At 33.7% G+C, this 23,630-nt stretch carries 24 protein-coding genes and 1 riboswitch; of the genes, 4 read left to right on the top strand and 20 right to left on the bottom strand.

What is annotated here, in order from left to right; translation table 11 throughout:
* Positions 1-200 precede the first annotated feature (200 nt).
* The 14 genes from BLP68_RS17645 to BLP68_RS17580 all read right to left on the bottom strand — a co-directional run bounded on the left by BLP68_RS17645 (position 201) and on the right by BLP68_RS17580 (position 11,555).
* Positions 201-716 (bottom strand): hypothetical protein, encoded by a 516-nt coding sequence (locus BLP68_RS17645; protein WP_091546464.1) that lies wholly within the window; start codon positions 714-716, stop codon positions 201-203.
* 129 nt (positions 717-845) lie between these two features.
* Positions 846-1,643 carry a class I SAM-dependent methyltransferase gene (locus BLP68_RS17640; protein ID WP_091546460.1) on the bottom strand — a complete coding sequence of 266 codons (798 nt, stop codon included), beginning with the start codon at positions 1,641-1,643 and terminating at the stop codon, positions 846-848.
* A 213-nt stretch (positions 1,644-1,856) separates the two neighbouring features.
* Positions 1,857-2,303 carry a VOC family protein gene (locus BLP68_RS17635; RefSeq protein WP_091546458.1) on the bottom strand — a complete coding sequence of 149 codons (447 nt, stop codon included), beginning with the start codon at positions 2,301-2,303 and terminating at the stop codon, positions 1,857-1,859.
* A 151-nt stretch (positions 2,304-2,454) separates the two neighbouring features.
* Complete coding sequence (locus BLP68_RS17630; RefSeq protein WP_091546455.1) at positions 2,455-2,934, bottom strand: GNAT family N-acetyltransferase; 480 nt, start codon at positions 2,932-2,934, stop codon at positions 2,455-2,457.
* 237 nt (positions 2,935-3,171) lie between these two features.
* On the bottom strand, positions 3,172-3,696 hold the full coding sequence (locus BLP68_RS17625) for a hypothetical protein (RefSeq protein ID WP_091546453.1): 525 nt from the start codon (positions 3,694-3,696) through the stop codon (positions 3,172-3,174).
* Between the two features lie 346 nt (positions 3,697-4,042).
* Positions 4,043-4,615 carry a manganese catalase family protein gene (locus tag BLP68_RS17620; RefSeq protein WP_091546449.1) on the bottom strand — a complete coding sequence of 191 codons (573 nt, stop codon included), beginning with the start codon at positions 4,613-4,615 and terminating at the stop codon, positions 4,043-4,045.
* 19 nt (positions 4,616-4,634) lie between these two features.
* The gene (locus tag BLP68_RS17615; RefSeq protein WP_091546447.1) at positions 4,635-4,889 is read right to left on the bottom strand and encodes a spore coat protein CotJB; all 255 of its coding nucleotides are present in this window, start codon (positions 4,887-4,889) and stop codon (positions 4,635-4,637) included.
* Positions 4,889-5,119, bottom strand: a complete 231-nt coding sequence (locus BLP68_RS17610; RefSeq protein WP_091546444.1) for a spore coat associated protein CotJA — start codon at positions 5,117-5,119, stop codon at positions 4,889-4,891. The genes BLP68_RS17615 and BLP68_RS17610 overlap by 1 nt, the downstream gene beginning before the upstream one ends.
* 145 nt (positions 5,120-5,264) lie before the next feature.
* Positions 5,265-6,479 carry a peptidase T gene (gene pepT / locus BLP68_RS17605; RefSeq protein ID WP_091546442.1) on the bottom strand — a complete coding sequence of 405 codons (1,215 nt, stop codon included), beginning with the start codon at positions 6,477-6,479 and terminating at the stop codon, positions 5,265-5,267.
* Positions 6,480-6,520: 41 nt separating this feature from the next.
* Positions 6,521-7,045 (bottom strand): peptidylprolyl isomerase, encoded by a 525-nt coding sequence (locus BLP68_RS17600; RefSeq protein WP_091546439.1) that lies wholly within the window; start codon positions 7,043-7,045, stop codon positions 6,521-6,523.
* A gap of 99 nt (positions 7,046-7,144) precedes the next feature.
* Positions 7,145-8,245 carry a tRNA 2-thiouridine(34) synthase MnmA gene (gene mnmA / locus BLP68_RS17595; protein WP_091546437.1) on the bottom strand — a complete coding sequence of 367 codons (1,101 nt, stop codon included), beginning with the start codon at positions 8,243-8,245 and terminating at the stop codon, positions 7,145-7,147.
* Positions 8,246-8,285: 40 nt separating this feature from the next.
* Positions 8,286-8,768, bottom strand: a complete 483-nt coding sequence (locus BLP68_RS17590) for a GNAT family N-acetyltransferase (RefSeq protein ID WP_176759093.1) — start codon at positions 8,766-8,768, stop codon at positions 8,286-8,288.
* Between the two features lie 60 nt (positions 8,769-8,828).
* Entirely contained in the window at positions 8,829-9,923 is a 1,095-nt protein-coding gene (locus BLP68_RS17585) for a TMEM165/GDT1 family protein (protein WP_091546432.1), read from the bottom strand.
* Between the two features lie 270 nt (positions 9,924-10,193).
* A complete protein-coding gene (locus tag BLP68_RS17580; protein ID WP_091546431.1) occupies positions 10,194-11,555 on the bottom strand; it encodes an MATE family efflux transporter in 1,362 nt (453 codons plus the stop codon).
* Between the two features lie 173 nt (positions 11,556-11,728).
* Positions 11,729-11,822: riboswitch (TPP riboswitch) on the top strand.
* A gap of 70 nt (positions 11,823-11,892) precedes the next feature.
* On the opposite strand from BLP68_RS17580, the gene thiT reads away from it, so the two are divergent.
* Both thiT and BLP68_RS17570 read left to right on the top strand, forming a co-directional pair.
* Positions 11,893-12,525, top strand: a complete 633-nt coding sequence (thiT, locus tag BLP68_RS17575; RefSeq protein ID WP_091546428.1) for an energy-coupled thiamine transporter ThiT — start codon at positions 11,893-11,895, stop codon at positions 12,523-12,525.
* Between the two features lie 132 nt (positions 12,526-12,657).
* Complete coding sequence (locus BLP68_RS17570; protein WP_091546424.1) at positions 12,658-13,017, top strand: MmcQ/YjbR family DNA-binding protein; 360 nt, start codon at positions 12,658-12,660, stop codon at positions 13,015-13,017.
* A gap of 83 nt (positions 13,018-13,100) precedes the next feature.
* Here the strand turns inward: BLP68_RS17570 and BLP68_RS17565 are convergent, their stop codons facing one another.
* A complete protein-coding gene (locus tag BLP68_RS17565; RefSeq protein WP_091546422.1) occupies positions 13,101-13,472 on the bottom strand; it encodes a DUF4870 domain-containing protein in 372 nt (123 codons plus the stop codon).
* Between the two features lie 329 nt (positions 13,473-13,801).
* Here BLP68_RS17565 and BLP68_RS17560 point away from each other — a divergent pair, with 329 nt between their 5' ends.
* Positions 13,802-16,477, top strand: a complete 2,676-nt coding sequence (locus tag BLP68_RS17560) for a BTAD domain-containing putative transcriptional regulator (RefSeq protein ID WP_091546419.1) — start codon at positions 13,802-13,804, stop codon at positions 16,475-16,477.
* An 85-nt stretch (positions 16,478-16,562) separates the two neighbouring features.
* Here BLP68_RS17560 and namA read toward each other — a convergent pair whose 3' ends face one another.
* On the bottom strand, positions 16,563-17,585 hold the full coding sequence (namA, locus tag BLP68_RS17555) for an NADPH dehydrogenase NamA (protein ID WP_091546415.1): 1,023 nt from the start codon (positions 17,583-17,585) through the stop codon (positions 16,563-16,565).
* A 351-nt stretch (positions 17,586-17,936) separates the two neighbouring features.
* Between namA and BLP68_RS17550 the strand changes: the two genes are divergently transcribed.
* On the top strand, positions 17,937-19,058 hold the full coding sequence (locus BLP68_RS17550; RefSeq protein WP_091546414.1) for an amidase domain-containing protein: 1,122 nt from the start codon (positions 17,937-17,939) through the stop codon (positions 19,056-19,058).
* A 50-nt stretch (positions 19,059-19,108) separates the two neighbouring features.
* On the opposite strand, the gene BLP68_RS17545 is transcribed toward BLP68_RS17550, so the two are convergent.
* From BLP68_RS17545 to BLP68_RS17530, 4 genes are all read right to left on the bottom strand, one after another.
* Positions 19,109-19,888 (bottom strand): nitroreductase family protein, encoded by a 780-nt coding sequence (locus tag BLP68_RS17545; protein ID WP_091546411.1) that lies wholly within the window; start codon positions 19,886-19,888, stop codon positions 19,109-19,111.
* Positions 19,889-19,949: 61 nt separating this feature from the next.
* A complete protein-coding gene (locus BLP68_RS17540; RefSeq protein ID WP_091546409.1) occupies positions 19,950-21,461 on the bottom strand; it encodes a hypothetical protein in 1,512 nt (503 codons plus the stop codon).
* Complete coding sequence (locus BLP68_RS17535; protein WP_091546406.1) at positions 21,462-22,850, bottom strand: sensor histidine kinase; 1,389 nt, start codon at positions 22,848-22,850, stop codon at positions 21,462-21,464.
* A complete protein-coding gene (locus tag BLP68_RS17530) occupies positions 22,837-23,553 on the bottom strand; it encodes a response regulator transcription factor (RefSeq protein WP_091546403.1) in 717 nt (238 codons plus the stop codon). Before BLP68_RS17530 ends, BLP68_RS17535 begins: the two co-directional genes overlap by 14 nt.
* Positions 23,554-23,630: the final 77 nt, after the last annotated feature.

The following is a 23,630-nucleotide window of genomic DNA, read 5'->3' as shown; positions in this document are numbered from 1 at the left end:
CCAAGCTGTTAGGCATTTCATTATGTCTTATTAGCTCTATATTTCTAGAAAAATCAAATTCTTACTTAATAGTGAATTAATTTTTATAAACAGGAAGTCTCCAACTGTATTGGAGATAATTCCCCCGTCCCTTCATATTTTCTAGATTCTGAGAAGATTTATTTACACTCTCTCCCATTATACTGTTTTTCTGAAATATTTTATTCAAATACTATACTGCTTAGCTTCCAGTCTCCATTTTCATATATATATGTCATAATAATCACTGGTATAGACTCAGCATTTGGAAATAACATCTCATATCCAGTTATAAAAGTACTTTTATCTGCTGAAAGTTCATAATATCTCTGTCTTAGTGCAGATGACAATTCACTGTTTTGAAAATCATATATAATATCTTTATTATCTTCTCTAAATATTACTTTATCAGAAAAAATTTGAGTTTTTTCTGATATCTCTGCTTCTAAAGTAATTAAGTCTTTTTTTTCTATTGCTTTATAGATTTTTCTTGATTTAATATCTAATAAGTTACGTAGTTCGTACTCAGTTTTATAGTGCTCTTTTATAGCTCTACTCTCCTCTTCTAACTCCTCAATTTGGTTTTCAAGGATTTCAATACTATGTTCATATTGTGCTGTCTTAATACTACTGATAAAGTAAAAGCAACCTACGAATAAAATTAAAATAACAAGTACAAATATTTTGTTTTTATACATAAGTACCTCCCAACTTAAGTTGTGTTTGTAGCAGGCGGCTTCGTTCAACAAGGTGTATCAGAAATTTAGCTCTGAGTTCTCATTTAAGCGGGAATTTTTTTTGCTCAACTTCTGATACACCGCTAAATGTTATACGCCGTCGACATCTTTTTTTGCTGTAAAAATACCATATCCACAAACATCTTGATGCTCTTTAAAGAATTTTTCTAACTGTATCATTCTTTTTCTTATATCTGAATTGAATAGATACTTCATCATAATTCTAATTGTGTTAGCAAATCCTTCTTCTTTAAACATTTTGTCCATAGCAGAAAATTGCATGTCAAATTTTTCTGTTTGTAATTCTTTCACTCTAGAGTCCTTAAATAGCTCTTCCCAACCAGAAAAAGTTTCAACATTTGTCATGCAATATGCACATATAACATCAGATATATCTCTAAGAAACTGACTGTCAGGTTCTTTTTTCCAGCTTAATTCAAGCCAACCAATGTATCCATTTGACTTGACTACACGTACTGATTCCTCAATACTTTTTTTCTTGTCGTTTACTAATACTAACATGGCTTGTGAAATAGCCACATCAAATGTGTTGTCAGAAAAGGGCAAATCTAGTGCATCTCCCACATAAAAATTAACTAAGTGTTCTACCCCTTTTCTTTTAGCAAGAGTTTTAGCATCCAGAATTAATTCTTCTGAAATATCAATGCCTACTACCTTACAACCATAATTCTCTGCGAGATAAATTGAAGTTGTCCCTTTACCACACGCTATGTCTACCACATATGTATTTTTATCAATATGACATTTTTCGATTAATCTCCTAGTTGCATGGAATCCCCCTGGATGAAGAATTGTCATTCCTACATGTTTAGTCATAAATTCAAAAATATCACATTTCTCCACTGTGCAGCATTCATCTGGTCTCATTTTTAATCTCCCCCCTCTTATAAAGCTTTCATTTAAAATAGATGGCGTATAACGCTTCTGTGTTTACGACGTCCCTGAGCCGGACCCGAAAGATAGACCGCCTTGGTGGAGCTTCGCTCCCGGTGAGAAGGTGTGGTGCTGAACCTGCCCCCAAAACGTGCTTCCAGTACCTTTATGCAAATGCATTGTTATGTAATGGTCTCGGTAGCACTATTATTTTTCATCCTCGATTACTAACATATTTGATTCATCAAATTCCCAAAACTCTCCATAAGCTATTTCCCAATAATAGCCATCAAGATCTGTAAAATAACCGCCGTAACCACCCCAATCAGTTTTTTGTGGTTCTTTTGCAATTATGGCACCTGCTGACTCAGCTTTATTTAAAATTTCATCAACTTCTTCATTTGACTTCGCATTATAAGCTAACGTTATGCCTGGAAAGTCACAACCAATTTTAGGTGGATTATCTTTATCTATATCTTTAACTAATTCTTCTATTGGATATAGGGCAATTCTAGACCCCTCATTTCTGAAGAAAATAATATCAGGATTTGAGTCTTTTCCTCTAACAGAAGTATCAAATCCTAACTTTTTAAAAAACTCATGTGACTTAACGATATCCTTTGTCCCTAGTGTTATTATATTTAATCTATTCATTTTTACTTCTCCTCTCTTTTACTCAAATAATTATACTTTCACTCTTTTCTTTTCATTTTGTCCTTCTATTATCACTAGATTATTACATACTCTACAAAGGGCATGTTGGGAATCTATGTGTTATACGCTATAATACAATATGATATTGCTTCTATACTATTTTATATTCAAACTTTGAGACTATTCTTCCGACTTTTAATAAAGATTTCATTTCTCCTATTTCTTTGGCACCTAATTTTTTATAAAAATTTGCTACGTCACTACTACCGACAAGTCCAATTTTTCTTATTCCTTTTTCTTTGCATATACTAATCATATTTGTCCATAATAAAGTTCCATATCCTTTACCTATGAATGATTTTTTAATATAAAATAATTCTAATTCTGATGTTTCATTATCCTTTTTTAAAATAGCAAAAAAACCAATTATACCTTTATCATCTTCCATGACATATACATAATCATTTTCAATCATATTTTTTGTCACTTTATACTCTTGACTGAATAAGTCCATATAGCTTTCATCTTCACCCCAAATCGATTCAGACTCAAATGCTATGAAATTTAAAACATCTGATTCATTTGGTTTTGCTCTTCTCAAGTTCAAGTATATCAACTTCTTTCTCTTCATAATTACAACATCTTACTCGATTGTATTATTGCTTATAACGTCTGCGTGTTGGCGACGTGCCTGAGCCGGACCATAAAGATAGACCGTCTTGGCGGAGCTCTGCTCCCGGCGAAGGGATGTGGTGCGCTGACCTTTCCCTAAAAACGTGCTTCCAGCACATGACGTAAATACAGTGTTGAACGAAACCGCTAGTCGCGAAATAAGACAATGTGTCACAACTACTATTGATACTTACCTCTATTTTATAATAAAATCAGTCATTTTTGTTTCTTCCCACTCAATTCCTTTGGGAGAAATATTAGAATATAAAGTAATTAAATCATTATCCCCAATAATAGTCTTTAAATCAAAATTCATTTCTCTTGGTTGTAAATATTCATCATACATTTGTTGATAGTTTTTATTTCCACGTTCCTTCGCCTCTTTAATATATCCGACTGTATCCGGGTCTTTATCATAATTTTTAACTGTCAGCTTATATAAAAAAATAGCTTGAACATTTCCATTCACAACTTCTTCCTGATAATTTGATATTTGAAAATCTAACAACTCATAGTATGGAGAAAAAGCTTTTCTACATTCTTCTTCCATATATGCACTTACTTTATCATAGTTTGTGCCATCAGTTGTTTCTTCTGTATCAATAGAAATCTCATTGCCATTTGTTATACTATCAATTTCTTTTTGTATAGTGGTATCATTACATGCAGAGACTCCAAATGCTACAAGCATTACTAATAGGATCATTATAATTTTTTTCACCCTATATACCTCCTGGAATTATTGTATTTACGACTGTCTTATATATGTACACAAAGGTGTTATATATGACGCAGTGTCGTATATATGACTTATATTTGATAAAATAATCTTTACATATTATTTAACGATTTTCTGTAAGTATTAATAATATCCTGCAACTATCGTTCGTGCATTTTCGACAATGCTGCAATTTTAAACTACTTCTAATTAAGCATTAATAGCATTAATTTCCATAACTCCAGTTCCCTCGATAGATATTTAGATTTAACTAACTCAACAAAAAAAGCCTGCAGTTGATCCACAGGCAATTCTCATCCTTTATTAATCTATATCACTTCTACATGGGCTAATAGATCTTCTTCTGCTGCTGATATTCCTGTACAATCCTTAATGCCTCTCCGAATCTTTGGAAATGAACAACCTCCCTCTCCCTTAGAAAACTTAATGCATCCTTCATACCAGGGTCATCTGTTAAATTTAATAAGTGCTCATAAACTGCTCTAGCCTTCTGCTCTGCAGCCATATCTTCATGTAGGTCCGTAATTGGGTCAGCATGGGCTTGAATATATGCTGCCGTCCATGGTACTCCATTTGCATCTGCTGGGAATAAGGCGCCGTCTCTAATAGCGTAGAATGAACCCATATTTGCTGCCTCCAGCTGCTCTACTGTGGCGTCTTTAGTTAATTGGTATATCATTGTTGCAATCATTTCTACATGGGCTAGTTCTTCTGTACCAATATCAGTTAATAATGCCTTTGCTTCATTGGTAGGAATCGTATATCGTTGATTTAAGTATCTAATGGCTGCTGACAATTCTCCGTCTGGGCCTCCATATTGAGTGAATAAATATCTTGCCATCCGCAGATCACATTTATCAATTCTAACGGGATATTGTAGCTTTTTTTCATAAATCCACATTCTATTTCCTCCTTATAGATTAATACTGTTCTTCCCAAGGCCATGGACTCTCAAGCCATCGCCATGGATACTGGCTGGGGGAAAAGCCGAAGCTTAGTAAGGGCCCATATTTCATTTCAAATTCCTGCTTTAAAGTTGATAGCACCTTAGAATAGTGATTAAATTCCATTAGTGCTTTTTGGTCATACATGTGGGTATCAAGATAAAGTTGTAGCTCTAGGGCAGCAAATTCTGCTTGCTGAATCTGATGTAACAATGCAGCTCTTTCATGCATTATTCTTCCCCTCCCATCTTTTTAGCCTTTGGTACATAGGGTTGATACAACTCTGGAAAATATGTTCCTTTTTCCAAGGCTTCTGCTGTTGTTGGGTATGCAATAGGGTATTGCTGATAAGGCACATATGCATGGGCCATTTTTACACAGACTGGCATAAAGGGTATGGGATAAATGCCATGGTAAACAGCCATCATATGCTGATGATAATAGGGATCCATATGATACATATTTTTTTCCTCCTTCATCTTACTTAAGTGTGTAGCAAGGGTAATAATATATTATTCTTTTTCTATTAAATGGTTACTGACTATAACAGCAATAAAATAACAAAAAAAAGCCAGGATAAAAATCCTGACCTTGTTTATTATCTAATTATTCTGTTGCAATTTTTACTATAACCTCAACTGCCTTTTTCATAGAGTTAACAGGTATGTATTCATACTTTCCGTGAAAGTTATGACCACCGGTGAAAATATTAGGACAAGGCAAACCCATATAGGATAAGCGAGCCCCATCTGTACCACCCCTTACTGGTGTAATAAGAGGTGTAACTCCTACCGCCTCCATTGCTAATCCAGCTTTATCTACAATTTCCATAAAGGGTACAATTTTTTCCTTCATATTATAGTATTGATCCTTTAGTTGTAATACTATAGTTCCTTCCCCATATTTCAGATTTAGAAAAGCTACTGCTTCCTCAATAATTTTCTTTTTCTTTTCAAAAAGCTCTCTGCTGTGGTCCCTAATAATATATTCCAGGGAAGTTTCTTCAACATCACCATTAATGCTTACTAAATGGAAAAAACCCTCATAGTTTTCTGTGTATTCTGGCCTTTCATTGGCTGGAAGGCTAGCGTTTAACTCCATCGCTATCAGCATTGAGTTTATCATTTTATTTTTAGCTGATCCTGGATGTACATTTCTTCCTTGAACTTTAATTTTGCAGCCTGCAGCATTAAAGGTTTCATACTCAAGCTCACCAATAGGGCCTCCATCGACTGTATAACCATACTGAGCTCCAAATTTTTTAACATCGAAAAAATCTGCCCCTCTTCCAATTTCTTCATCGGGGGTAAAAGCAATTTTTATAGTACCGTGTTTTAGCTCTGGGTTTTGTATTAGGAATTCAATAGCAGTTATGATTTCTGCAATTCCAGCTTTATTATCTGCTCCTAATAAGGTGGTACCATCTGTAGTAATAATAGTTTCTCCTATATAGTTGGACAAATCGGGAAAATCTGAAGGAGATAATGTAATATTTTGATCCTTATTTAATAGTATATCTCCACCGTTATAATTCTCTATTAGCTGTGGCTTAACATTTTCACCAGACATATCTGGACTGGTGTCCATATGGGCAATAAATCCAATAATTGGTTTATGCTCTTCAGTGTTAGCTGGTAGTGTTGCCATGACATAACCATTCTCGTCTATTGCTGCATCAATTAATCCTATATCCTTTAACTCCTCCACGAGACCCTCTCCAAATGTGTATTGGTTATTGGTACTTGGACATGTTTCTGACTGGGGGTTTGCTTTTGTATCAAGCTTAACATACTTTAAAAAGCGTTCTACAACCTTTTCCATAAAAATTCTCCCCTTTTTTTAACTGTGTTTAAAATCAGCCTTTACATTTTTTCTGGCTCTGGGTATTCTATACCAAAGGTTTCAACTGACATTTCTTGTATTTTTTGATCTTCAACTGGTTTGTCTCTAAAATCTCTTTCAACCGCTACAATACGGTCGGCTTCTTCAATTCCTTCAATTATCTTTCCAAATCCAGCGTAATCGCCATCAAGATGAGGTGAGTTTGCCACCATAATAAAGAATTGGGATCCAGCTGAATTAGGATTTTGCGCTCTAGCCATAGAAAGAACTCCCTTTGTATGCTTTAAATTGTTATCAAAGCCATTTCCATCAAATTCACCCTTTATACCATATCCTGGTCCACCTACTCCCATACCTTGTGGATCTCCACCTTGAATCATAAAACCAGGTATAACCCTATGAAAAATCAATCCATTATAAAATCCCTTTTTAATTAATGATATAAAATTATTCACAGTGTTCGGTGCAACTTCTGGGTATAACTCAGCTTTCATTTGATTTCCATTCTCCATTGTTATTGTCACAATTGGATTTTGATTAGACATCTGATCAATCCTCTCTTTTTTATATTATATTTTAATACTTATTAAATCACTTATTAAGCTTACTATAGGTTTAACCGTGTTCTTGTATTTTATAATGCTTTATGCTTTTTTTAGCACTTCATCTATAGTTCCACCACCAAGACAAATATCTCCATCATAAAAAACAACTGCTTGCCCTGGTGTAACAGAGCTTTGTGGGTTATCAAAAACTACTTTTACATTTGAATCTGAGGTTGTAAAAACAGTAACTTCTTTGTCCTTTTGACGATATCGGAATTTTGCAGTACATTTTATAGGTTGTTCAGGTGCTTTTCCACTAATCCAGTTTACATCTGCTGCAAGCAGTCCTTCTGAATAAAGGGCAGGGTGATCTTCTCCCTGGACTACATAAAGTATATTATTTTTTAGATCTTTACCAGCAACAAACCACGGCTCTCCTGTCCCTGCTCCACCAATTCCCAGTCCTTTCCTCTGCCCAATTGTATAATACATTAATCCATCATGCTTTCCTTTAGCTTCGCCAGCTAAGCTTCGCATCTCTCCAGGCTGGGCAGGTAAATAATTACTTAAGAATTCCTTAAAGTTTCTTTCTCCAATAAAGCATATGCCTGTACTATCTTTCTTTTTAGCTGTAGCTAAGTCATTTTCCAGTGCAATTTCTCTTACTCTAGATTTAGGCAGGTTGCCTATTGGAAACATAGCTTTTGAAAGCTGATATTGATTTAATGCATTTAGAAAATATGTTTGATCTTTGTTATCATCTATTCCCCTAAGCAGCTTATATTCTCCATCTATAAAATCCACTCTTGCATAGTGACCTGTAGCCAAATAGTCTGCACCTAATTTAAGGGCGTGTTCAAGAAATGCTTTAAATTTAATCTCCTTATTACACATTACATCCGGATTAGGTGTCCGTCCTCGTTTATATTCTTCAAGAAAATATGTAAATACTTTATTCCAGTACTCTTTTTCAAAGTTAACTGAATAATATGGTATTCCAATTTGCTGACATACCCGTCGAACATCTTCATAGTCTTCAGCAGATGTACAATATCCAAATTCATCGGTCTCATCCCAGTTTTTCATAAAAATCCCTATTACATCATAGCCCTCTTGTTTTAATAGCAGAGCCGCCACTGAGGAGTCTACTCCTCCCGACATACCAATAACTACCCGAGTTTCTTCTTTTGTTTTATTCATAAAGTAAATCTCTCCCTCTTGTTACTTAAGGATACCTAATTTAATAATACATAGCCATACAGATACGCTTAGACATGTCTAGGCCCCTGTCAGCCTCTTCCTGCCATATTCTAATCAGTTCTTGAGGAATTTGCTGGAGTGGCATAAACCCAAGCTTCAAATAAAGTCCATAGGCCCAAGGAGCATTCTTATAGCAAATCAAAGTTGTTTTTTTACATTCATTTCTAAATGGATTGTTTTTAATTAGAGATGAGCCTATACCACGTTTTTGATATCTTGGATCTACAGAAATTTCTTCTAGATGGCAATGCTCTTCATGTTTTTTCCATGCGGCATAGCCCAATATTATATTATTCTCTTCATATACTATTACTGTTGCTTCTCCCAGAAGCTCCAACAGATTTTCTTTTGTTCTTGGAAGGGCCTCTTCCTTAGAAAAGCCTGCAGAGTAGTAAATGTCTGTTGCAAGTATTTCAATTTGGCATAGAAATTTTAAGTCTTTTTCATTAGCTTCTCTTAACAAAATCATTTCCCCCATTTCATCTTTTATTCTACCATAATTTAACGTAATTATTAAAAGTAATTAATGAGTTTTAAAAAAATTAGGGTCTAGCTTTTTGATATCATTTATATATACTTGTCTATCACCTTTGTAATCGATGGATTTTCCAAAGTACAAGGTCTCTAGTGTTTTTCTAGTTTGATTACCTACACAATTATCACTATGTGAAGGACATTCAATACATGTATCTATCGTTATTAAAAGACTTTCTTTAAGACTGTTATAATTAATAGCTTTTTTATTGCAAAGAGGTATATTCCATTCTTCATCAATAATAAATTCTTCCTTTTCTTGAGCTTCCTTTAATAGCTCATTCAGCCTCCCAATAGTACATGAATTATCTATACATGATATATTTCCCTTATCACATAGGCAAATACCTACTAGTGAGCTTTGAATTTTATGTGTATTTAAATATAATTTATCAGCTGCTCTTTTTATTGATGTATTTTGTAGGTTGCTTGAGTTAATTATCTTAGATAGCATAAATAATATGATGACAGCAAGAGTTACTAAAAAAGCTGCTATTATATTATTTTGCATCAAATAATGAGGTGTAAACTCCTTTAAGCCCATTAAACCAAAAACAATAAATACACATGAAGATATTACCTTAACTGTCGCTTCTGGAATTCTTTTTCCCAGCTTGCTTCCAACCCAAACCCCCATAGCACTTGTTACTATCATTCCCATAACTGTTCCTATTAGTACAACTAGTGGATAGCTGGCTCTTGTAGCTAATGTAATTGCTGTTAACTGGGTTTTGTCCCCCAACTCCCCAATAAAAAAAGCTGTAGCAACTGTCATTACTGGTCCATATTTGGATCTACTCTTATCTAAATCATCTTCTTCATTGTCTAACTTTAGTGACCATATCCCAAAAACAGTAAAAGCCATTGCAGAAATAAATCGAATAGTTTCAAAGGGAATTAAATGGGTTAAATAAGTCCCAAGGACAATTGCCAGTCCATGATTTAATAGAGAACCTAAAAAAACCCCTAGCAATACCTTACGATAGGAATATTTTGATGCAAAGGCCATCGCCAAGATTTGAGTCTTATCTCCCATTTCTGCCAAAAATATAAAACCAAATGCATTAATAAGTTCGAGTATCATGTTAATTGCTCCTTCTAATAAAATAGAGCCAAACTTCTAGGTTTAATAAGCTAAATATGGTAGCCTATTAAACGTAAAAGTCTCGCTCCTTTAGCATCTTCTAAAGTGAATAGAACCAGATCTTAAAAGATCAGTGTGTTGATTCTATACGCAGATAAACTGCAGCTACTCCCTTTTCCGTAACTTTTCTGAAATAATGGTATCATATTAGCAATAGTCTGTCAACAAGGCTATGTACATGGGTGAACTTTGATTATTAACCTTGTTATATTAATTATATTCAATTACTCTTTTTACCCATTTTTTTGATGCCACTCTTCCAAACCCAACTACTGACTTTATAATTTCCTCACAGGATACTAATGCCACAACCTGATATATAGGTAGTTTCCATAGGTGGGCTCCAATGAATACCATTGGTACTCCATAAAGCCATACACTTGATAACTCTAAAAACAATGAAAACCGAGTATCTCCACCGCCTCTTAAAATACCAATAACTAAAATAATATTATAAAACTTAAAGGCCATAAATAAAGCAAAGACTCTTAAAATATTAATGGCATTATGGCTTACTGCATCTGATACATTAAAGAAATTTAAAACAAGTGGAGCTGCCACCATCATAATTAACCCAATTATTGCTCCTGTTGCGGTTCCAAGTATTGAAAACCTTTTAGCATAATTAATTGCCCGTTCCTCTTCATTAGCTCCTATAACATTTCCGATCATTACAGCGCTGGCATTACCTAAACCCATACCAATGACTATAAATATCCCTTGTATTGTTAGGGCTATTTGAACTGAAGCAACAGCCTCAGTACTAATTCTTGCATAAGAAATTGAATACATGCTCATTCCTAAAGCCCAGAAAGCTTCATTTAGTATAACAGGGGTTGTAGTATTCATCACCTGCTTAAAAAAGCTAGAGGATATTTTAAATATACGTAAGCTTCTTACTGCCAAAACATCATAGTATGAGTAAACATACGAAACAATTAAAAGGGTTTCCAAAGTCCTTGATATTAGTGTAGCAATAGCAGCACCTTTTATACCCATTGCTGGTATAGCTCCGGCCCCAAAAATCAGAATATAATTTAGTAAAGTATTAGCCAATAAAGAAATTGCACTAACTACCATTGTAAGCTTTGCGTTTCCAGTACTTCTCATTGCAAATGAATAAGAAAAGCTTATGGCTGTAAAAATATAGCTTACTGATACAATTCTCAAATAACTGCTACCCAAGTGGATAACCGTTTGATCTTCGGTAAATATCTTTAATATCCATTGAGGAAATAAAAATGCAGCAAGAAAAAAGGTTAAGCTAAAGCCTATACCTAGCATAAGGGCTAACCCTAACACCCTTTGAATGTTATCAATATCCTTCTTACCCCAATACTGTGCAGTAAAAATAGAAACGCCACTATTTATACCAAATAATATTAGTACAAAAACAAAGAAAAACTGATTGGCGAGGCCAACCGCTGCAATTTCTACTGCTCCCAATTTTCCAATCATTACAGTATCAACAGCATTTAAAGAGGAGGATATTAAATTTTGTAAGGCTATAGGTAAAGCTATTGATGCCATTATCTTATAAAAAATTTTATCATCTATCTTTTTTTGTATCATATTAGTGTCTCCAATTCTTTGTATTACTTCTATTATACATAATAAACTTTTCCAAGAAAAAAGTATAGCTAAATATAAAAAACCGAATAAATATATTTATATATTATATAAGATGTATTTCTCATCTACAATATGATATGATATAATACAATTGCACAGATAAGAAAACTAAAAATGATCGCTAGGGGCGCCTTGTGCTGAGAGGAATCATCCAACCCTTTGAACCTGTAGGTTAACACCTGCGAAGGAAAGCGAATTCTTGACTTCAAACATGAAAAAGAATTCCTTTTCATGTTTTTTTATTTGTAGTAAATAAAAAACAAAAAGGAGTGTTTAAATGTTTAATAAGTTATTTGATTTAAAACCTGTTACTCTTTCTATTTTAGCATTACTTATTATTATCGCTGGTGTTTTTTTCATTTTAAGCAAAAACAAAAAGAATCTAAAGTTTGATACTCGTATAATTGTATATGGAAGCTTATGTATAGCACTGTCATTTATTCTTTCATATATTAGACTTTATCGTTTCCCTCAAGGTGGAAGCATTACTCCTGCCAGTATGCTACCAATGTTCATATTCGCAGTTATGTTTGGTCCATTAGCTGGAATTATTGCAGGCTTTGCCTTTGGTTTACTAAAATTGATACAGGACCCATACATTATCCATTGGGCTCAATTTTTTCTTGATTACCCATTGGCTTATGGAGCATTAGGCTTAGCGGGATTATATAGAAAAAATATAAGTATATCTTGTTTTATAGGAGGCTTTGGTCGATTTTTTATGAGCTTTCTTTCAGGCGTGATATTTTTTGGCTCCTATGCGCCGGATGGCATGAATGTATTGTTTTATTCCCTAAGCGTAAATGGACTCATTATTGGAACAGATACTTTAATTTGTATCATCATTAGCTTGTTGCCACAAATAAAATCAGCTATAACTAGGATTCAATCTGGTAACCTGACTCATTAATAATACTCAGTAGAAGAATTAAAACCCGGGATGGCCTCAAGGCCATCTTTTTTTTGTGCTTTTATTTATGTCTAAAATCCTTTAATATCAGTAAAGGTTTATGTTATACTCATTTTTAGGAGGATTGATTAAATGGATATAAATATGCTTAAAAATTACTGTCTTTCAATGAAGGATACATATGAGGATTATCCCTTTGGGGAAGATGTACTGGTTGTCAAGGTGAAATCAAAAATGTTTGCACTCATAACAGAGAAAGGAAATTGCCTTAATATCTCATTAAAATGTGATCCCGTATTATCCCATTCATTAAGGGAAGCACATGCTTCCATCACTGCAGGATATCATTTAAACAAAACTCATTGGAATACAATTATAATAGATGGTTCTTTACCAGAGGATGAAATTCAATGGATGATTAAGCATTCCTATGAAATAGTAGTTAAAAAATTACCTAAGCCACAAAGAGATGAACTACTTTCACAAAAGTAATCCAATTAAAAAGCATCTAGTTTTATATAGATGCTTTTTTTATCAATGTTTACTTATTAACCCCCAAATACTATTGAAATAAACTACATATCCTTAAGCTGTTTTTCAGCAATATCGCCAATTATTGGCAATTTAAACCATGCTCCTTTATATGCCTTTACTAGTAAAATAATCCATAATACTAGTGTTAAAGGTGATATAAGCAGCGAAATTATCCAGCCAATTATTGGAATGAATCCTAACACAAATGATAATACCATTAAAGCTACAGAAACGAGAATAGATTGCATTGCATGGAATTTAACATAGCGACTATCCTTTTCTAATACATAAAAAATAATGCCAGTAATAAATCCAAGTAAGTAGCTTAGAAGTGCTGCAACATTTTCATCCATTCCTAATGAAGATTTTTTAATTTCAACTACTTCTTTAATATCCTTCTTTTCATTTTCCATTTTTTTTACCCCCTTTTTTGATATCTTATTAAATATATTTTTTAAACTTATTTTTTAGACCCTTATTATTACTCAATATTAAGGGTTAATAAATGTAACATTGTCACTATCAACATCTATTTTCAGTATTAGCTTATAGCCTCGTGTCATAATAATAAATATCTTTCTTGTTGCCATTTATAATTACTATTTCTTCAGTTTTTGGGAATATATTGTTTGAAAATTCAAACTACACTATAATTTTGTGATATAATAATTCTATTATAATAATGTAAAATTTTTGTAAAATTACTATATTTTATACTTATTTTTATTGGGGAGTGTTTAAATTGTCACTGATTCCACTAATTTCAACACAGCTGGTTCCTCCAGTAATAAAAAATTCAATTGATCGACCTGGCTTAAATAAGCTTAGCTTATCTATACTTTCTCATCCTATTACCACTATTACAGCTCCAGCAGGCTACGGTAAAAGTATCTGGGTATCCTCCATAATAGATAAAAATAATTGGCCAGTAACTGCATGGCTGAGCTTAGATATTCATGATTCAGAACCATCATTCTTACTTTTTCATTTAATACATTCGATTAAGAGAATTCGGTCAGATTTTGGTGGTAAGAGTCTACTAACCCTTAGAAGTATTGAAGATATTAATAAGGATTGGCATATTATTATATCCATGATTATTGAAGAAATAGCAACTGATGAAGAAATGGTTATAGTTTTGGATGACTTTCATTTAATAGATACCAATACTACTGTTTGTAGTATAATAGATTATTTTATTCGTTGGGTACCAAAACAAATACATCTTGTAATAATTAGTAGAACTGCTCCAAATCTAAACCTATATCGACGTAAAATATCTGGTGATGTTCTAGAAATTAATGCAGCTCAGCTTTTGTTTTCTATTGAAGAATCATGGGAATTTTTAAGAAGCTTAGGATTGCTTATAAATAAAAAAGATCTATTGTTAATAGATTTTTATACTGAAGGCTGGGCTATTAGCCTTCGACTTATGGGATTACTTCTTCTAAAATCAGACTATAGTATTGTAAAAACTATAGATGCTCTAAAAAATGTGAGCTCTGACCTTAATACATATCTAAGTAAAGAATTGTTAGAATACTTGCCAAATGAAATAAGAAACTTCATCCATGATTCTACTTTATTACCGTATTTAGAGCCAGAATTATGTAGTATAGCATTACAATGTAAAAATAGTGACGTGATGATTAATACTCTTCATTCCTTAGGGTTATTAATAAAAATAGAAGGTGAAGCAACTACATGGCGACTTCATCACTTAATGTCAGAGTGTCTTAATCCAAAGGTTCATCAACTTAGAACTGAAGATGAAATCCAAAGCATAAGAAAACGTGCTGCATCTTATCTGATTTCAAAGGGAGATATTGAAAGAGGAAATGCTCAGTTGGTTGCATCTTCTGATTGGCCTCAGCTCATAAAAATAATAAAGCAATATGGTGATAAGTATTATCTTCAGCATGGACGTTTAGACTCCCTCAATTCATGGATATCTTATCTACCTGAGACTTATTTCAATGATGACCATTGGCTTCTATATTTCAAAGGAGCATGTACCTTGCATTCTAACCCTCAAAAAGCTCTCGATTCGTTATCTTCTGCAGTAGGCTATGCTGTTAAAAATGGGGATATGGAGTGTATGATACGTTCAAAATTAGATCATATTCTTTTAAGGATAAAATTAGGTGAGGAAGCAGCGCTTCTACTACAAGAAGCATTAAATGCACTTGCATTAGTCAAAGATCTACCAGATAGCTTGAAAAGCTATTCTATATCAATCACTGCTATTATTGCTATGGAATCGGAACATCTGGAATTAGCCATTCAATTGGTAGATGAGTTAATTAAAAGTAGTGGTAGAGATAACTCTTGCAATACTAAAACCGGGGTTTACTTTCTCTTAGCAAGAATTTATCTATTAAAGGGTAATTCTTACCTGGCTGATTCGTATTTATCTAAAGCACTAGATCTATATGACGAAGGTAATTGGCAATACTTTTGGTATTGGCATCCCGAAACTATCTATGTACTCTGTCGCAGAGCACTAGTTAAAAATATGCATCCTAATTGGGTTATTCATATGCTCAAATGCTGGTTTCCACAGGATATATGTAAAGAGGCAGTTGCTATGCTTTTGACTAACGATGTAGATTTTAAAAATTCCATTAAAAGCTTAATTCAGAACATCGCAATGAAAAATGATACAACTATTATTCACATATGCTGTTTAGGTACCTTTAATGTATTTGTCAATGGAGTGGAAATTCCTCCAAACCAGTGGAAAACCAAGAAATCACAGAATTTATTTAAATACTTAACTATTTTTAGAAAATCACATATTAAGGATCAGGTTATTGAGGCTTTGTGGCCTGAATCAGATTTAAAATCTGGAGACTCCAATATCCGTATGGCTTTATGCCATATTCGCAAAGCACTACGCTATGCTGGATGCACTAAAAATATTATAAATCTTAGGCGTGGCATGATCAGTATTAGCAATGAGATTACTATATACACCGACTATCAATTATTCACTGATATTGCACTTGATATATTACCTGAGGATTCTTGTAATAGTGTAAGGGCTATAGAATTGTTTGAGTATGCATCTAGCCTCTATAGAGATGACCTATTGATAGAAAATATATATGATGATTGGTTTTTTAATCTGCGAATGAGACTTCGTCAGCTATATCTTAAAATCAATACTAAGATGATTAACTATCATTTAAGACATTCAAATTCTTTTGCTGCCTTAGAGATCTGTCATAAATATTTGACAATAGATCCAATAAACGAGGATATCTGTAGAATAACAATGGAGCTTTTATGGAAAAGTGGAGAAAAACAACATGCTATATCCATTTATAAGCAGCTTACTAATATTTTAATGAATCAGTATGAGTCATCACCCTCCATTGAAACTGAAACTCTATATAAACAAGTAAAAGGTAAATAAAAATAAAATAAAAACCCACCTCTGTTATGTGATAAGTACGGATTCAACTCTATCAACAACGAAAAGATGGGTTTTTACGATATTTCTATACTTTACTTCTTTCATATTGTACTGGCCATTCTACTTCATGCTTTAATTCTCCAGCTGCTTGTAGAGGCCAATAGGGATTTCGTAGAAGCTCTCTTCCTAAGTAAAGAAGATCCACCCTCTTATTTTGAACCAGCTCTTCAGCCATTTCCGAGCTAGTAATTAATCCACCGCCAATCACTGGCAACGAGGTTTCAGTCTTAATTATTTCTGCATGCTTAATTTGATAACCTGGATACACTTTTATTTTTGCAGGTACCACTGCACCTGAGCTTACATTTATTAAATCGACTCCTAAGTCTTTAACCATATTCAAAATCTTTGCTATATCCTTTGGATGATTACCTTCAGGATGATAGTCTTCGGCAGAAACCCTAATAATTAAGGGCTTTTCAATTGGCCATACGGATCTAACCTCATGAACTATTTCTTTTAGAAAGCGAGTTCTATTAACTAAGCTTCCACCATATTTATCACTTCTCTTGTTTGTTAATGGAGACAGAAATTCATTTATAAGATAGCCGTGGGCTGCATGAATTTCTATGATATCGTATCCAACTTCCCTCGCTCTGATTGCTCCACTCTTAAAAGCATTTTTCACGCTTTCAATGTCATTCACATTCATTTCCATAGGCACTCTTGAATTATCGTCAAAGGGTAATGGGCTAGGAGCAATTATAGTTTCTGTTGCAACAGTACATTTTCTTCCTGCATGGGCCAATTGAATACCGACCTTTGCCCCTTCAGCTTGACAGCCTTGTACAATTCTTTTTAATCCTTCAATATGTGAATCATCCCATATTCCTAAATCTGCATCTGAAATCCGTCCCCTACCTTCAACTGCTGTGGCTTCCTGCAGGATTAAACCAGTTCCTCCTATAGCCCGAGTATGATAATGGGCATAATGCCAATCTGTTGAGTAACCATAAGAATCAGCACTATACATACACATAGGTGCCATAACGATTCTATTTTTTAGAGTCATATCCTTTACAGTTAATTCTGAAAATAATTTCGACATAATAATCTCCCTTCCTATAAATATTTTTGCTATGTAATATTTACATAATTTCATCTGCTTTATTCATACCCTATTCTAACATAATATTATCTTTTCTTTTCTAAACCTAATCTAATCATTTTTACCTTGAAAGAAATTGATTTAATGATATAAATACATAGAAGGCTATAATTAAGACTATATATAGATAGCAGCAATTTTTCTTTTGTTATTAGATTAAGTGGACTATTACATATGTATTTACTCCTAAAGATTTTTATAATTAAAATGTTGGTGTTTTTTTAAAAAACAATAGTATAGAGATATATTTTTACTCATATAATCCTATGAGTATATTTGGGAGGGGAATAAATGATCATTTTCATAGATATTAAAAAGTTAATTGCATTTTTAATAATTTTATCCTTAATAATTGCTATTATTTTGGGATTTTTTATATGGAATGAAAGAACTAATACCACTTTTTACGATGATACCCTAAATCTAAAAATCTCATCAAAATTAGAAGAAGTATTCGAATTGAGAAATAGCCATATTATGGAAGGTAATGCGGAATTTCTAAAAGGAATATTTGATACAGAAGTTAAGAGTGGCGTATGGGCATATGAGCATGAGCTGAAAAAAATGAAATATCTTCACAATTGGTCAGATAAACAGGGTATTGAATTTACAAGGATTGATTCAGATATTGTCTTGAGAAATGTTAAGAATAAAGGGGATGGATATGCCTTAAATGTAATGGTATCTACAGAATATAAATATTTTTATATAGATTCTCCTCAAAAAGTTAATTCCTTTAGAATCGGGTCATATCATTCATTAGACTTAATGCCCCATGAAGAAAAATGGTTTATTACTCGAGAATGGTATACCGACCCATTTGCTGACTCTTTACATCTAGATGAACTAAAAAGTAAAGAATTACAGAATATCATTTTAACAGGTGAAGCTAAGGATCTCTCAAACATAAGTGAAAAAAGATTAAAGGCAATAGAATATGCTGATGAATATTGTGGTGCTGCCAGCCTTCCTGAGTATGGCTTTAAATACAATTCAAAATATAGAGATTATAACTATCTGGGTGGTGACTGTGCAAACTTCGTTTCCCAAGTACTATATGAGGGCGGAGGCTTTAAAAAAAATCGAACTTGGAATTACGAAAGAGGAGCTGGAAGCAAAACATGGATTAATGCAAGTGCCTTTAACAGTTATATGCTTGATAGTGGTAGGGCCTCTTCTATCGCTCATGGCACCTATGATAAGGTATTAGAAAGCTCCTACAAACTTTTACCAGGGGATTATATAGCCTATGAAGTGAAAGGAAAGGTCACTCATGTTTCTCTAGTATCAGGAATTGATTCCAAGGGTTATATTTTGGTAAATTCCCATAATTCAGATCGTTACCGAGTACCTTGGGATTTAGGCTGGAGTGATAAGGGAGTTAAGTTTTGGTTAGTCAGAGTAAACTATTAGATAAAGGCCATTTCAAAAGATTTCTCTTTAAAATGGCCTTTACTGCTAAGCTAAATTTTTTTACCATTCCAGATTTTTAGAGCTTCTCCTATTGATCGTGCCATTTCCTTTGAAAAATCTGCATTGGTTTTATAAGAATAATGCATTTGGGCGAAGTTTTTAGCATTGAATTTATTTTCATATGTAAATCTGCCCTCTAAATGTTTAAACATTGACTTAATATCCTCATCATCAAGCCTTTTATATTCTTCATTAAATACAATGTATTCTTTATCAAAGCGTTTCTTTGGAACCTGCTGATATCCCTCTGGATAATAACCTAAGCATAACATTCCGACAGGGAAAGCAAACTCCGGTAGATTTAGCAGCTCTTTATGTTTTTCATAGTGCTCCATAATATCCCCAATGTAGCATGTGCCAATACCTAATGATTCAGCGGCTATAACAGCATTTTGGGCTGCTATTAAGGCATCTTGAGTTGCTAGAAATAAACTGGCCTCTGAAGGTCTATTGAAATCGCTTTTGTTTTCTAAGCAAAATGTCTCAACATTATTTATTCTATAATAATCGACCCATTTTTGATAATCTGCTATAAAAATAAGCACCACTGGAGATTTAGCAATAAATGGTTGTTCATCACAAGTATGGCTTAAGCTTTCCTTTTTTTCTTGATCTCTAATAACAATGATAGAATAGGGCATCATGTTTCCAGCAGTAGGTGCCCTCATTGCTGCCTGAATAATTATATCAAGATGCTCTTGGTTAATAGGCTTTGAAGCATACTTTCTAAGGGACGTTCTACTTAGTAATGTTTCAATCGTTTTATTCATTTCAAACCCCTCCAAATTCTAATGTATTTTTGTCATAACTATCAATGCTTTTTAATATCCACTACCTAGATTTATTGATATAATTATTTAATGTCTTATTCCAATTTTCTACATAATGCCCTATTGCCCATTCTGCCATAATAACAGTCTCATTTTCCCTTAGTGTAATTCTTTGTAAAGGCTCCTGCTGTAGCTTTCCTCCATCAATACCATATACCATCAGTTCCTTTTTCGTTACTACAATAGCAATATCTTTATTGGGTGATGTATAAAGATCAACAGTACTAGGAATTTTATCCTTTGCGTTTGTCCAAGGAACACTTAACTCATCATAAAATATCAGTTTTGATGGAGGTATTAAGTTGATATTATAATCGGCTGAAAAGGATTCTTGATTCTTCATATAGTTTACTTTTCCTTTAAAAAACCAGTGTCCTAGCCTTCTTTCAAGGCCAAAATTGTCTCTTTCAACTTCTGACCCTATGATTTTATCACCGACTCTTTCCTCTAGTAATCGTTGTATGCCAGCATCCATGGCTTCAATTCCAGCAGCTCCCAACAAGTCGAAAATATCTACACCTTTAATATTAGGTAGACTATCTATGGCTAGAATTTTTAGGTGCTTCTCCTTCCATTCCTCCCCCCCTTGATAAATTCCCTTAGCTGTTTCTTCTATTGAAACATAGTCGTTACCAACATAGTTGACCTCTCTATATATTCTCCCCTCCCTTCCTTCCCAAAGCTCAGGGTCTATAATTAAGTCGTGTATGGGATTATCTTCTCTTGCAAGAATGTTATAGGCAATAGGAAATTCCTCGGTTCTGCCATTATCAGTTATACTTTTAACCTCAAGCTTCCAGAAACCGCTTCTTCGTGGGAAAAATAAATCTTCTGTTTCTGCTAAGGGCTGAAGCTGTTTATTTTTAGCGGATATCCAAAGAGTCCTGTAATTATTTACATGTTCTGCTGTACCTGTTTTTTGTGGTGTTGAACGTAGTCCTACCAAAACACCGGTAAGAAGCAATTCATCCTCTTGACTCCCCTTAACGTTATCAATTACAGAACTTCCCTCATTCAACATGTTGACAATATTAGAATCAACTTCTGTTGAAATTTTCTTGATAATAAAGCTGTCGTTATAAATTTTTAACACCAACTCATCATCCTTCTGTTTCAATACTTCACAATAAAACCTATCTTGATCAGTTATTGTTATCACATCAACCTCTTTATCGGAGAATCGAAATGTTTCAGGAAAAGCCTTAAGGTGATAAAATAAATATTCTTCTGCATCTACTCTCTTAATTTGGTATCGAGGATTTGTTAAAAGTTCTTCACCCATCACTGCAAATTCACTGGAAAATTGAAGGGTCCTTCCTATCCATTGCTGAGGACTTTTTTCTTCTGTAGATTGTTGATTTAAAATATTAGTTATTTCCCAAGTTCCTTGAACTGAAATGGTTAAATTATTTGGCGGAATAATTTGCTGATTAGAGTAATTGTCGGTGCTGACGCAGCCAATGCTAAAAAATATAATGAAAATTAACAGAAAACCTATTTTAATTCTGTTCACTTAAACAACCTCCCGTAATGGCAGCGTTATTTTTATTATGGTGCCCTTCTCCACCTGACTTTGAATATCTAGGCTACCGTCCATCATTTTTATAATTTCATCAGATATGGATAACCCAATGCCATTTTGTGACTTGCTTGATTTTCCTTTATAAAATTTTTCTTTTATCTTAGGAAGCTCCTCAATAGGTATTCCGCAACCTGTATCTTGAATTAAAATAATAATGCTTTCATCCTCCTGCTTTGCATCCATTGTGATTGTACCTCCAGATGCAGTAAACTTAAAAGCATTGTCTAATAGATTAATGAACACTTGCTTTAACCGGTTTTCATCTGTATATATCATTGGAAATTTGTCGGTAATAACTTTAAAATCCACCTGCTCCCTTATTGCCCTTGGTGTTAACTGAGTTTTAATATGCTGTAACACTTTGACTAAGTCTACGGGTTTTATTTCTAAAGTCACCTTTCCAGAAACAAACTTAGAAAAGTCTAATAATTCTTCAACCATTAAAGTTAATCTATCACTTTCTTTTTCGATTATTTCCAACCCATCCATCAAAATACTTCTATCTTCAAAGTCCTGTTTTAAAGTGATTGCCCATCCCTTAATAGAAGTTAGTGGGGTTCTCAACTCGTGGGATACTGAGGAGATGAAATCATTCTTAAGTTGTTCTTTTTTAACAATTTCCTTTGCCATAGAATTTAGAATATCGGAGAGCTTGCCAATTTCATCATTGTTTTTTTTCTTGCTTTCCGTATAATAATCTCCAAGGGCCATTTTTTCTGCGATGGTTGTTACTTCCTTTAGTGAACCAGTAATGGTATTTGCTAGAAAAATACTGACTATTCCTGTAATTAGAGTGACTAATGCCCCAAAGGCTATAAAAACGTAGGCAATTCTTACAATATCTTTGTTTACATCTCTAAGTGAAGCAATAAACCTCAGTACCCCCACCTGCATCTCTCCTGAATATAGAGGATAGGAAATTGCCATAACTTTTTCTGTATCATAATCTACATCTCCAATCCATTTACCAGTTTCACCTGCAAGTGCCCTCTTTACATCCTCAAATTGGTTTGCTGTACCAGGTGTCACCCCAATAGAGTCCATCAGTACTCTTCCCTCCATGTCAATAATTTCTACTTGGGCAGTTGCCTGCTTCCAAAAAGTATCCACATTGTTTAGTATATTATCCTGAAGAGTAGCATCGGAAAAATATCTATGATAGAGGTCTGCTGAAATCTGGATTTGATTTTGAAGGGTTCCCTCCAGATTCTTATAATAATATTGCCTAATACTGCTTATTAAAAAAATTTCTAGAATTACCACAGTAATAATGATTATAAAAACAAAATTAACTACTAGCCTTTTTTTAATACTCACCATTTTTCTCAGCTCCCCGTAACCGGTAACCATATCCCCAAACAGTTTCAATCCATTGGGGGATAGATGGATTGCGCTCTATTTTTTCTCTAATGCGTCTAACATGTACATCCACTGTTTTCATATCACCAAAGTATTTTTCACCCCAGACAAGATTCAGTATTTCATCTCTACTAAATGCTTTTTCTGGATTTCCCATTAATACCTTCATTATTGCAAATTCAGTGGGAGTAAGTTCTATCTCTATCCTTCCTTTATAAAACCTTTGTCCCTTTAAATCAAGCTTCAACTCTTTATATTTATAAATGTTGTGGTTGTTTTCCCTTGACTTACCTACTTTTCTTAGGTTTGCATGAATTCGAGCGATGAGCTCTAGGGGATTAAATGGCTTTACCATATAGTCATCCGCTCCAAGCTCAAGCCCCATGATTTTATCCATATCTTGCCCCTTGGCAGTTAACATAATAATTACAGCCTCTGGCATTAGTTTTCTAATTTTTTGGCATACCTCAAACCCATCAATCCCAGGCAGCATTACATCAAGAATCGCTACACTGGGGTAATATTTCTCGATCATCTGTAAAGCTTCTTCCCCACATTCAGATTCCAATACTTCAAATCCACTTCTATTCAGATTTATTGACAAAAATTTTCTAATGGAGGCTTCATCCTCCACCACCAGCACCTTTTTTTTGTCCTCTCCCATTAATATCACCTCATTTTGGTTTTCAAGGCTATTGTACTATAGTTTGATTCCCTCTGCTAGATAAAAATGTGTCCTTC

It is taken from the genome of Alkaliphilus peptidifermentans DSM 18978, assembly GCF_900101495.1.
GTDB classification, from domain to species: Bacteria; Bacillota; Clostridia; order Peptostreptococcales; family Natronincolaceae; genus Alkaliphilus_C; species Alkaliphilus_C peptidifermentans.
Note: the sequence above shows the minus strand (reverse complement) of the source record. Positions and strands in the feature narration are given on the sequence as shown.

Coding starts and splice junctions, on each gene's coding strand:
- BLP68_RS17645 (WP_091546464.1), bottom strand. CDS start 716: ATGTATAAAAACAAAATATTTGTACTTGTTATTTTAATTTTATTCGTA.
- BLP68_RS17640 (WP_091546460.1), bottom strand. CDS start 1,643: ATGAGACCAGATGAATGCTGCACAGTGGAGAAATGTGATATTTTTGAA.
- BLP68_RS17635 (WP_091546458.1), bottom strand. CDS start 2,303: ATGAATAGATTAAATATAATAACACTAGGGACAAAGGATATCGTTAAG.
- BLP68_RS17630 (WP_091546455.1), bottom strand. CDS start 2,934: ATGAAGAGAAAGAAGTTGATATACTTGAACTTGAGAAGAGCAAAACCA.
- BLP68_RS17620 (WP_091546449.1), bottom strand. CDS start 4,615: ATGTGGATTTATGAAAAAAAGCTACAATATCCCGTTAGAATTGATAAA.
- BLP68_RS17615 (WP_091546447.1), bottom strand. CDS start 4,889: ATGCATGAAAGAGCTGCATTGTTACATCAGATTCAGCAAGCAGAATTT.
- BLP68_RS17610 (WP_091546444.1), bottom strand. CDS start 5,119: ATGTATCATATGGATCCCTATTATCATCAGCATATGATGGCTGTTTAC.
- pepT (WP_091546442.1), bottom strand. CDS start 6,479: ATGGAAAAGGTTGTAGAACGCTTTTTAAAGTATGTTAAGCTTGATACA.
- BLP68_RS17600 (WP_091546439.1), bottom strand. CDS start 7,045: ATGTCTAATCAAAATCCAATTGTGACAATAACAATGGAGAATGGAAAT.
- mnmA (WP_091546437.1), bottom strand. CDS start 8,245: ATGAATAAAACAAAAGAAGAAACTCGGGTAGTTATTGGTATGTCGGGA.
- BLP68_RS17585 (WP_091546432.1), bottom strand. CDS start 9,923: ATGATACTCGAACTTATTAATGCATTTGGTTTTATATTTTTGGCAGAA.
- BLP68_RS17580 (WP_091546431.1), bottom strand. CDS start 11,555: ATGATACAAAAAAAGATAGATGATAAAATTTTTTATAAGATAATGGCA.
- thiT (WP_091546428.1), top strand. CDS start 11,893: ATGTTTAATAAGTTATTTGATTTAAAACCTGTTACTCTTTCTATTTTA.
- BLP68_RS17570 (WP_091546424.1), top strand. CDS start 12,658: ATGGATATAAATATGCTTAAAAATTACTGTCTTTCAATGAAGGATACA.
- BLP68_RS17565 (WP_091546422.1), bottom strand. CDS start 13,472: ATGGAAAATGAAAAGAAGGATATTAAAGAAGTAGTTGAAATTAAAAAA.
- namA (WP_091546415.1), bottom strand. CDS start 17,585: ATGTCGAAATTATTTTCAGAATTAACTGTAAAGGATATGACTCTAAAA.
- BLP68_RS17550 (WP_091546414.1), top strand. CDS start 17,937: ATGATCATTTTCATAGATATTAAAAAGTTAATTGCATTTTTAATAATT.
- BLP68_RS17545 (WP_091546411.1), bottom strand. CDS start 19,888: ATGAATAAAACGATTGAAACATTACTAAGTAGAACGTCCCTTAGAAAG.
- BLP68_RS17535 (WP_091546406.1), bottom strand. CDS start 22,850: ATGGTGAGTATTAAAAAAAGGCTAGTAGTTAATTTTGTTTTTATAATC.
- BLP68_RS17530 (WP_091546403.1), bottom strand. CDS start 23,553: ATGGGAGAGGACAAAAAAAAGGTGCTGGTGGTGGAGGATGAAGCCTCC.